The sequence below is a fragment of the Protofrankia sp. CiT1 genome (assembly GCF_917627335.1).
GTDB lineage: Bacteria > Actinomycetota > Actinomycetes > Frankiales > Frankiaceae > Protofrankia.
Map to the genome: position 1 here is coordinate 1 of NZ_CAKJTP010000081.1, position 8812 is coordinate 8812.

Here is an 8812-nt window from a genome sequence, read left to right on the forward strand (position 1 = left end):
CAGGGACAATCATCTCCTTCGTCTCCGAGAATGCTCTCATCGAGCTCACCCAGCAGAAGTGCTTTCAGGGTGTGCTGGACAAGACCAGCGCCAGCAACCAGGCGCAGCTGGACCTGTGCGGCCCCAAGGGCCTGGCGGTGCTCTACCCGGAACACCTGCAGCAGCCGCGGGAGCTGTGGCCCGGCGAGTGGGCGGTCTTCGGCTACGACACCGCCGGGATCATCGTGCTCGCGGCGCGGACCGTGTCCTCTGACCAGCGCCAGCCGACCGCGACGTCAATCGCCCAGGAGCTACAGCGCACGCGGTACAACGGCGCGACCGGCATCACGGACTTCACCACGTCGCGCGTGGCCACGAGCAAAAAGGAAGTGATTCTCACCATCGAGCTGGGCACGGGTGCGCTCCCCACCTGCGTCTACGCCATGGAGAACGGTTCCCCACGGGAAGACTGCCGCTCCTGACCCCGTCCGGGCCCGAAGCAGCGAGCCTTGATTTCCGGAGTTGCTCTATTTCACATGACTTCATACGGCGTTGGACAGCGCGCGGCCGGCGAGCCGCGCCAGATCGATCGGCCTACGCCAGATCGATGAGGTGCGCGGGCAGCGGCGGGCTGCCCCACGGAGCGCCCCGAGCGGGAAACCGTCCGGGTGAGCGCCTTCGTTCTCAGTTTCCGGCGACGGCCAACGTGGCGAGGCGGGTGATGGCCTCGTCAAGCACGCCGTCACGCTTGCAGAAGGCGAAACGGATCAGGTGCCGGCCGGCGTCGATGTCATCGTAGAAAACCTGCGTGGGTACGGCCACCACGCCGCAGCGAAACGGCAGCGACTGGCAGAACTCCATCCCGTCCGCAGCACCGAGCGGCCGGATGTCAGCGGTGACGAAGTACGTTCCCCACGGCCGCAGCGGGTCGAACCCCGCCTGCGCCAACCCGGCGCACAGCCGGTCCCGCTTGTCCCCGAGCTGCCCGCGCAAACCGTCGTAATAAGCGTCAGGCAACCCGAGCGCCAGCGCGACGGCCGGCTGAAACGGACCCGCGTTGACGAACGTGAGGAACTGCTTGACCCGCAGCACCGCCGAGATCAGAGGTACCGGGCCACAGACCCAGCCGACCTTCCAGCCGGTGCAGGAAAAGGTCTTCCCAGCCGAGGAGATCTGCAGGGTACGCTCGCGCATCCCGGGCAGGCCCGCCAGCGGGAGGTGCTCGCCGTCAAAGACCAGGTGTTCGTACACCTCATCGCAGACCGCGACCACGTTGTGCTCCGCACACAGCGAGGCGATCAGTCCGAGCTCGTCGCGGTCGAAGACCTTGCCGGTCGGGTTGTGCGGCGAGTTGAGTAGCAGCAGCCGGGTACGCGGACCAAAAGCCAGCCGCAGTTCGTCCGGGTCGAAGCCGTATCCGCCGCGGTGGGGCCGCAGCGTCACGGGCCGCCGGACAGCGCCAGCGAGAGCGATCGAGGCAGCGTACGAGTCGTAGTACGGCTCAAAGCACACGACTTCGTCGCCAGCCTCACACAGCGCCAGGATGGACGCGGTGATCGCCTCGGTCGCGCCAGCGGTGACCAGCACCTCGCCGTCCGGGTCATAGGCCAGCCGCCAGAAGCGACGCTGGTGGCCCGCGATGGCTGCCCGCAGCTCGGGTATTCCCGGCCCCGGCGGGTACTGGTTGCGTCCGCCGCGCAGGGCCTCCACAGCGGCGTCAAGCATCTCGACCGGACCGTCGGTATCCGGAAACCCCTGGCCGAGGTTGATTGCGCCGGTGCGCACGGCGAGGGCGGACATCTCGGCGAAAACAGTCGTGCCGAACGGCCGCATACGCCGCACCAGCGGATCATCGTCCAGGCTCATGGCTGAGGTTTCGCTGGCTGAGGTTCCGCGATGGCCGTCCTCAGGAAAATCGCGGACCACAACGGTCGTCATGCATGCATGATGCACGCCCAGGGATCGGCTGACCAACCCGCCGAACATCCGCACCGTGCCATAACCAGCGCGTCGAGATGCTCCTCGCGGGTCCCGGCCACGGCCTGACGCCGCACTCGGCAACAGAAAAGTGGATCAATGAGCGGGGGTTGATGTGCATGCCCCAGCCCCGCGATACCGCTCCCTTGTTGCCGAGCGCTTATTGCCGAGCGCTCTCAAGCGCGGGTACGGACTGGTAGCGCTCGGGACGGCCGATACGGACATCGACCCCCGGGGAGTAGTGCACCAGGGGCTCGTCCCGCGGCTGGGGGAGGCCAGCCGCGGCAACCAGCCTGTCCTCAATGGCCACAGCCTGGGCCCGGTACAGGGGCCATGGTTCGTGCCACGCCCGTGCGAAGCGGCGCCGAGTACCGGCCGCGCTGAACAACATCCACCGGGCGGTTAGGAAGTGATCCCGTTCGTCGAGGTGACCGGGAGCGACCGGCTCACCGATCCGGATCTTCACGCGGCTGGCGGCTCGCGGACCGGGCCACCAGCGTGCGCAGCCGTAGGCGATCTCGTCCGCGGCCTCGAGCAGCCGCATCGACGACCAGAAGTAGGGCAGGCGGTAGGTGGTACGAGCGACGGCCACCGCACCGAGCCGGGCGGCGTCCAGGGAGAAGAACCAGATCCCCCGTCGACCTTCATGGTCATAAACATAGGTGCGGACGTTGGTCTCGCAGAAGGTCGACGCCCACGGTGCTCCGTGTCCGGCGGCTGTCGCGACCCGCATGAAAAACGGCACCAGACCGACCCAGGCCGCCCCGTCGTAGGTGTCGATCAGCAGCCCCCGCGGCAGGAGGCGTTGTACCACAGCCGGATCAAACGGCCAGTGCACGAAGGTCAGCCGCTCCCAGCGCTGCCGCATGATCGGTCGGTCCACCGTGAAGGGGCACGACCCGCCAAGCCCGGCTGCCCGCTCCCCGGCATGTGGGTCATCGCCGGGCATCTCCCCATGATGCACCACGGCCGGCCGCGGCCCGGCGCCCCCACGGCGGCCGGCTCGATATTTCTCCGCCTTCAGCCACCGGCCGCGAGACGGAACAGGCCCACCGTGGTGAACAGCGCCCTGGGCGTACCACCGCCATCGAGAACCTGCCCACGGCCATGGACCCGCTCGGCCCCCGCATAGGGCACTTCCGTGCGCACCACGTACCAGTCGCGTACATCGATGTCCTCGAAGAAGGTGACGGTCTGTGCCACCATCAGGCTGGTGTGCGGCCTGTCCGCCGCGCCGCGGTCGGCGATGAACAGTGGCAGCGTCGTGGGCTCGCACGCGTACGCCACCAATGCCCGCCACAGGGTGGCGTCGGCCGGGACGCTTCTCACCCGCATCCACAGCTCGTGGTCCTGCCATGTGCCACCGGCCGCGAGCCGCGTCTCCCATGGAAGAAGGGCCACCGCGACGGGGGTCGTGTCCGGTGGGTCCGGTCGCGGCCGGCCCGGCGTGGTGGCCGGCGCCGGGCCGGGCTCGTCCGCGGTGAGCAGTACCTGTGCCCTGCAGATCAGCTCCGGTCCCTGCCGGAACGCCAGGGACACCGAGGCGAACGTGCGTCCCCGCTGGAGCTGTTCGACATGGGCCTCCAGCGTCCCTTCCCATGTCCCGGAGCGGACGAACAACGTCTGCAGGGACTGGACCCGCTTCCCCGGGTACAGACGCTCGGCCAGGGCAACCTGTTGGCCGAGCAGCTGAGCGCCCAGTATCCCTCCGTGCGCACTGGGTAGGTTTCGCAGCGGAACGGGTGCACCGCTGAGCGCGGTGACCGGCGGCTGGACGTCCAGCACATCGAGCACGTCCTCGAGCACCTGCGCTCGGGTGACCCGCGACCGGCCGTACGGCGCCGCCTCGATCGGTCCCACCGTCGGATTCAAGGGTTCCTCCCCGTTGCCAGGCGCATCCCGAACGTGCCCCGTGCGCCTTAGAGCGCCCGGCAATAGGGGACGCGGCGTCGCGGGGCCAGAGCACGCACCTCGCCGCGTTGTCGTCAGTCGCCACCCAACACCAGGGTGGCTCCCTCCTCCGCCTCGCGCCGCACGCACCCCAGCCCCGCTCCTTGATCCACGCCCCTATTGCCGGGCGCTCTTAGTTCTACTGACAAGGGCGCCATGGAGGTAGCTGATGTGACGAATTCACACATCGAGGCAAAATGATCAAATGCTGTAACGGCCCTGGTCAGCGCCTTCAGCGCCGACGGACAAGTGCCGGGGACCGGAGGCCCGCGGCACCTCATGACGCGCCGCCGCGGACCCGCGGTCTTGTGTCAGCCAGTGCCAACCGCTCCCAACCGGTATGCCGGTGTCAGCCGCTGTCAGCCAGCGCCGGAGGTCCTTGCGAACGCCTCGTCCCGGGCGATGACCCCGATATCCGCCTGGTCGGTGAAAAGCCCGTCGATGCCGGCCTTCAGATAGGTCACCTGCTCGTCGATCGCCCGGCCGAAGTCGTTGGGGCTGGTGCCCCGCCGGTAGTCCACCGGCAGGAAGGTGTTCTCCGCCCGGAAGGTGTACGGGTGCAGCACCAGCCCCGCCGCGTGCGCGTCGGCGACCAGCGAGGTCGGCGTGCCCAGCGTGCCGTCCGCGGCCCGGGGGATGATCTGCACCTTGTCCGGCCCGATCCCGTCCGCGTAGGTTGCTATCTGCCGCAGCCCGGCCGGTGTCGACAGGTCCGCATACGTCCGCGGGTCACCGGCGTCAATCAGGTCGAACGGGGCACCGGCCGCGCTGAGCAACTGTACCGAGGCGGTGTGCAGGCCGAGCTTGCGCAGCTCTCGCAGGCTTCCCGTCTCGAAGGACTGGACGAACACCGGGGCGTTGCGACGGTTCAGGCCGTACCGGCGCAAAGTGTCCACAAGCCGCTGCTCGAGCGGCAGACCGGCCTTTCGGAAGTAAGTCGGATGCTTGGTCTCCGGGTAGACACCGAGTTCGCGGCCGAGCTCACGGGACAGCCGCTCGCGCAGCTCCAGCAGTTCGGTGAACATCGGGATCTCGAATCGCCCGTCGTACATCGTGTTCTCCTGCCGGACGACCGGCAGCCGCTCCTTGGCACGCAGCGTCTTCAGCTCGGCCAGCGTGAAGTCCTCGGTGAACCAGCCGGTGACCGGCACGCCATCCAACATCTTGGTCGCTCTGCGGGCGGCAAACTCCGGATGATCAGCAACATCGGTGGTACCGCCGATCTCCGGCTCGTGCCGGCAAACCAGGACCCCGTCCTTGGTAGGTACGAGGTCAGGCTCCATGAAGTCGGCGCCGATCCGGGCGGCCAGCTCGTAGGAAGCCAGGGTGTGCTCTGGGCGGTAGCCCGAGGCGCCGCGGTGCCCGATGACCAGCGTCGGCCGGCGCCGGTGGCCACCGAAGTCGGCGACCGGCACGCTCGCCGAGGCGCTCGAAGCCGTTGAGACGACGGTGGTGGCGGCAAGGGGAACTGCGGCAATACCCGCGATCACGGTCCGGCGGTCCACGAATCCTCCAGCGCGTTGACGGCGACCCTCGCCGACGGCACGCGCCACCCAGCGAACCGCTGGGAGAAAACGGGCGAACAGCTCACGCGTTACCCGTCGCCATCGGCCAGCCATCGAGTTGGTAAACCCGCTGACCTGATTATTCACGAACCTGATCAATGGTGTTTCCAACGCTATACCGCCGAACACGCGGACACCGGCGGATGAAGGCGGCCAGATTTCATCCGGCACCGGACTTTCTCACCGGCACTTTTTCGCCGGACGCTTTCTCAGCTGGTACTTTCTCACCGGGTGAGCGCGGAGATCTGGAGCTGATGGACGGCGGGGCTCGCGCATACCGTCTCCGGCACGCCAACCGGTAGCGGTAATGCCGTCCGGTTGGCTGGTGGGTAGATACGCAGAGCGACGGCCTCGGCGGTCTGGTTCGGCTCGTCACAGCCGGCTTGTATACCGGTACGGATCATTATCAGGAGGCTGGCCGCATGCTGCCCGGGCAGCAACATGATCGCCGTACCGGGGCCGCCGGTGCGGTCCGCCGCAGCGCCGAGCTGACGGCCACCCGCATCGACGTACGACACGCCGGGGAAGCCTCCGAGCACGCAGGATGCCGCGCCCGCGTTGGTCAAAATGATCTGCTTATAGCTGTGACCTGCGCTGCTATCCAGATTCACGGCACTCACCCGTAGGTTCGCGGTCAGGCAGCCGTCCCCCGGGCTGTCCTGCGCGGCGCCAGCGGCCGGCTCGGGCGTCGCGCCAGGCGAGGATGCGGCCTGACTTGCCGGGGAGACAAGGTCACCCAGCGCCGGTCCCGCCGTCACGCCACCCGTGCCACCGGATGCGCGGGTGCCACCCGCGCATCCGGCGCCGACCAGGGCAAACATCACCGCGAGCATCGCGGCAGCCACTATGCAGGGTTTTCGCCTGGTATCCATACAGTGTCTATCCATACAAGTATGTATCCGATGTCCATACCGGGGACGTGCGGAAATGGACATATTACCAGCGTCTCACCAGGGGCGGGCGCCCCTGGGGCAGATTCCGGTAAGAATCCGATAAAATGCCGGAACTCAGTGGTCGGGTAACAGCCGGGGTTTTCAGCCGGCCCCGTATGACGGGGAACGTTCTCCCCCGGGCCAGAATGGATCAGCCTGGTCTGGACACGGGGCCGGGCGCCACGCTGGTCGGCGTCTCGCCAGTCGACGCCCCACCGGCAGTACCCGAATCGGTTCGGTCAGCGACGTCAGCCGGGCCGCCCCCACGGCCCAACGGCGGCAGAGCGAGCGCGGCCAAAGCTCCCAGCAGCGCGAGTACCGCGGCGGCCTCGAGCGCGCGGCCATACCCCGCAACCAGCGCGGAGGCCGCTGCCTGGCCTTCGTTCCGCAACGAGCGGGTGTGGTTGGCCGCCAGCGTTACCAGCGCGGCGAGGCCGATCGAACCGCCCACCTGCCGAGTCGTGTTGACCACGCCTGAAGCGAGGCCCGCATCGCTTCGAGCGACACCGGTCGTAGCCGCGAGGGTGATCGGCGTGACGGCCACGCCCAGGCCCAAGGCGGTCAGGATGCTGGGAAGCATCAGGTCGTGGATATACGAACCGGTCACGGGGATCTGCCCCAGCCAGAACAGCCCCAGCGAGGAGATAAGCCCACCGGCGGCCACCAGCGTCCGCACACCGAATCGTGCGATCACCCGGGAGCCGACCTGTGCCCCGACGATGATTGTGAACGTCTGCGGCAGGAACACCAGGCCCGCGACGAGCGGTGAGTAGCCGAGCGAATTCTGTACATAGAGGGAAAGGAAATACCAACTCGGAAAAATGGCCATAGAAATGCAGAACATGGCGGCATTGGCCGCCGAGACGGAGCGAGACCGAAAAAGCCGCAGCGGCACAAGCGGCGCCTTCACCCGACTCTCGTAGAGCATGAAAACGGCGAGCAGGACCACCCCTACCAGAATGGGAGCCAACGCTGATACCGACCCCCAGCCATGGGTGTCAGTGTCCACGAGCCCCCACACGAACGCGGTGAGCCCGCCGGTGACGAGCACAGCGCCGACGAAGTCCATCCGGCGCGGCGCATCCTCGTTACGCGTCTCGGTGAGCAGCAGCCGGGCCACGATCAGGCCCACCGCGCCGATCGGGACGTTGACGAACAGGATCCAGCGCCAGGAGATGAGATCGGTGAGGATGCCGCCGGCGAGAGCCCCGGCCGCCCCACCGGCCCCGGCGACGGCGCTCCAGGTGCCCAACGCGCGGGCCCGGACGGCCGGCTCGCGGAATGTCGTGGTAATGATCGTAAGCGTCGCCGGTGAGAGAACGGCACCGCCGAGCCCCTGCGCGGCCCGGGCCGCGATAAGCATCCCCTGGCTCTGCGCAAAGCCGCCGACCAGCGACGCCCCAGTAAACAGGCCCAGCCCGAGCAGGAAAAGCCGCCGCTGGCCGAACAGGTCCGCAGCCCGCCCGCCCAACAACAGGAAGCCAGCGAAGACGATCGTGTAGGAGTTCACCACCCACTGCAGACCGGTTTCACTGAAATCAAGATCATGACGAATCGACGGCAGCGCGACGTTAACGATCGAAACATCGAGAATCACCATGAACTGGCCCAGGCAGGCGACCGCGAGGATCGCCCAGGATGGAACCGCCCGGGTGCCGGGGTGCGACCTCACGGTCAGTGTGTCCACGCCTGGCGGCAACTCCGTTACCCCGCAAACCATTCCTGCGTTGGCGCGAGGGACGATCGTCCGCCTGGTCCGCACTGGCGTCCTCTTGCCGATTACCGGGCCCTCCCTCCGTCCACTGTCCGCCCTCCGCCCTCCGTCTCCGCCCTCCGCCGGTCACGTCCACGTCCACCTCAGACGTGGACGTGACCGGATGGATCCGCCCGCGAGCCTCCCGGCGGACATCCGAGCCACGGACGGGACAGGCTGCGGCGCCAGCCCTCATGCGCGCGCCCACCGCACCGTAGCCAGAGCAGAACAGCCGCCGTGGACAGGGAAGTGAGTCGATCAGCTGCCCGCACCCGACCACCGGATCCGGGCGGCCCCATCATCCTGTATGCTGCTGTTCAGCTCCTGAGTGAAGCTCCTGCCAGCATGACGGGAGGGGCAAACCTCGGGGTTGGGCCCAGAACATCGCAAGCGGGTTCGTGATACAACTGAACAGCACACAGCATGGTCCCGTGGTGAAGCCTGGAGTTCACGCCGCCCTGTCAAGGCGGAGGTCGCGGGTTCGAATCCCGTCGGGACCGCGCTCGCACCACAGCGTGATACTGCTCTCGTCGGCTGGGGTGATCTGATCCTGTCATCTGTGGCAGGATGGCAGCATCGGGGCAGGTAGCTCAGTCGGTACGAGCGTCCGCCTGAAAAGCGGAAGGTCGGCGGTTCGACCCCGCCCCTGCCCACCA

7 protein-coding genes and 2 tRNA genes are annotated in these 8812 nt (G+C 67.7%); 3 read left to right on the forward strand and 6 right to left on the reverse strand.

The annotated features are described in order from the left end of the window. Nucleotides 1-461 (forward strand): hypothetical protein (locus MJ785_RS13905; protein WP_239381243.1); only part of this gene is annotated, 461 nt, incomplete at its 5' end. Between the two features lie 202 nt (nucleotides 462-663). Here MJ785_RS13905 and MJ785_RS13910 read toward each other — a convergent pair. From MJ785_RS13910 to MJ785_RS13935, 6 genes are all read right to left on the reverse strand, one after another. Next, nucleotides 664-1845, reverse strand: coding sequence for a pyridoxal phosphate-dependent aminotransferase (locus MJ785_RS13910; RefSeq protein ID WP_370651738.1), 1182 nt, complete (start codon nucleotides 1843-1845; stop codon nucleotides 664-666). Nucleotides 1846-2116: 271 nt separating this feature from the next. Further along, complete coding sequence (locus MJ785_RS13915) at nucleotides 2117-2905, reverse strand: YqjF family protein (RefSeq protein ID WP_239381245.1); 789 nt, start codon at nucleotides 2903-2905, stop codon at nucleotides 2117-2119. Nucleotides 2906-2976: 71 nt separating this feature from the next. After that, nucleotides 2977-3828, reverse strand: a complete 852-nt coding sequence (locus MJ785_RS13920) for an acyl-CoA thioesterase domain-containing protein (protein WP_239312747.1) — start codon at nucleotides 3826-3828, stop codon at nucleotides 2977-2979. 437 nt (nucleotides 3829-4265) lie between these two features. After that, nucleotides 4266-5411, reverse strand: coding sequence for a glycerophosphodiester phosphodiesterase (locus MJ785_RS13925; RefSeq protein WP_239312746.1), 1146 nt, complete (start codon nucleotides 5409-5411; stop codon nucleotides 4266-4268). Between the two features lie 284 nt (nucleotides 5412-5695). Beyond that, nucleotides 5696-6316: a DUF4232 domain-containing protein gene (locus tag MJ785_RS13930; protein WP_239381247.1), complete on the reverse strand. Its 621-nt coding sequence runs from the start codon at nucleotides 6314-6316 to the stop codon at nucleotides 5696-5698. Nucleotides 6317-6554: 238 nt separating this feature from the next. After that, entirely contained in the window at nucleotides 6555-8090 is a 1536-nt protein-coding gene (locus tag MJ785_RS13935) for an MFS transporter (RefSeq protein WP_239381249.1), read from the reverse strand. Between the two features lie 491 nt (nucleotides 8091-8581). On the opposite strand from MJ785_RS13935, the gene MJ785_RS13940 reads away from it, so the two are divergent. Continuing rightward, nucleotides 8582-8656 (forward strand) — tRNA-Asp (locus MJ785_RS13940). A gap of 79 nt (nucleotides 8657-8735) precedes the next feature. After that, nucleotides 8736-8812: transfer RNA gene (locus MJ785_RS13945), tRNA-Phe, on the forward strand.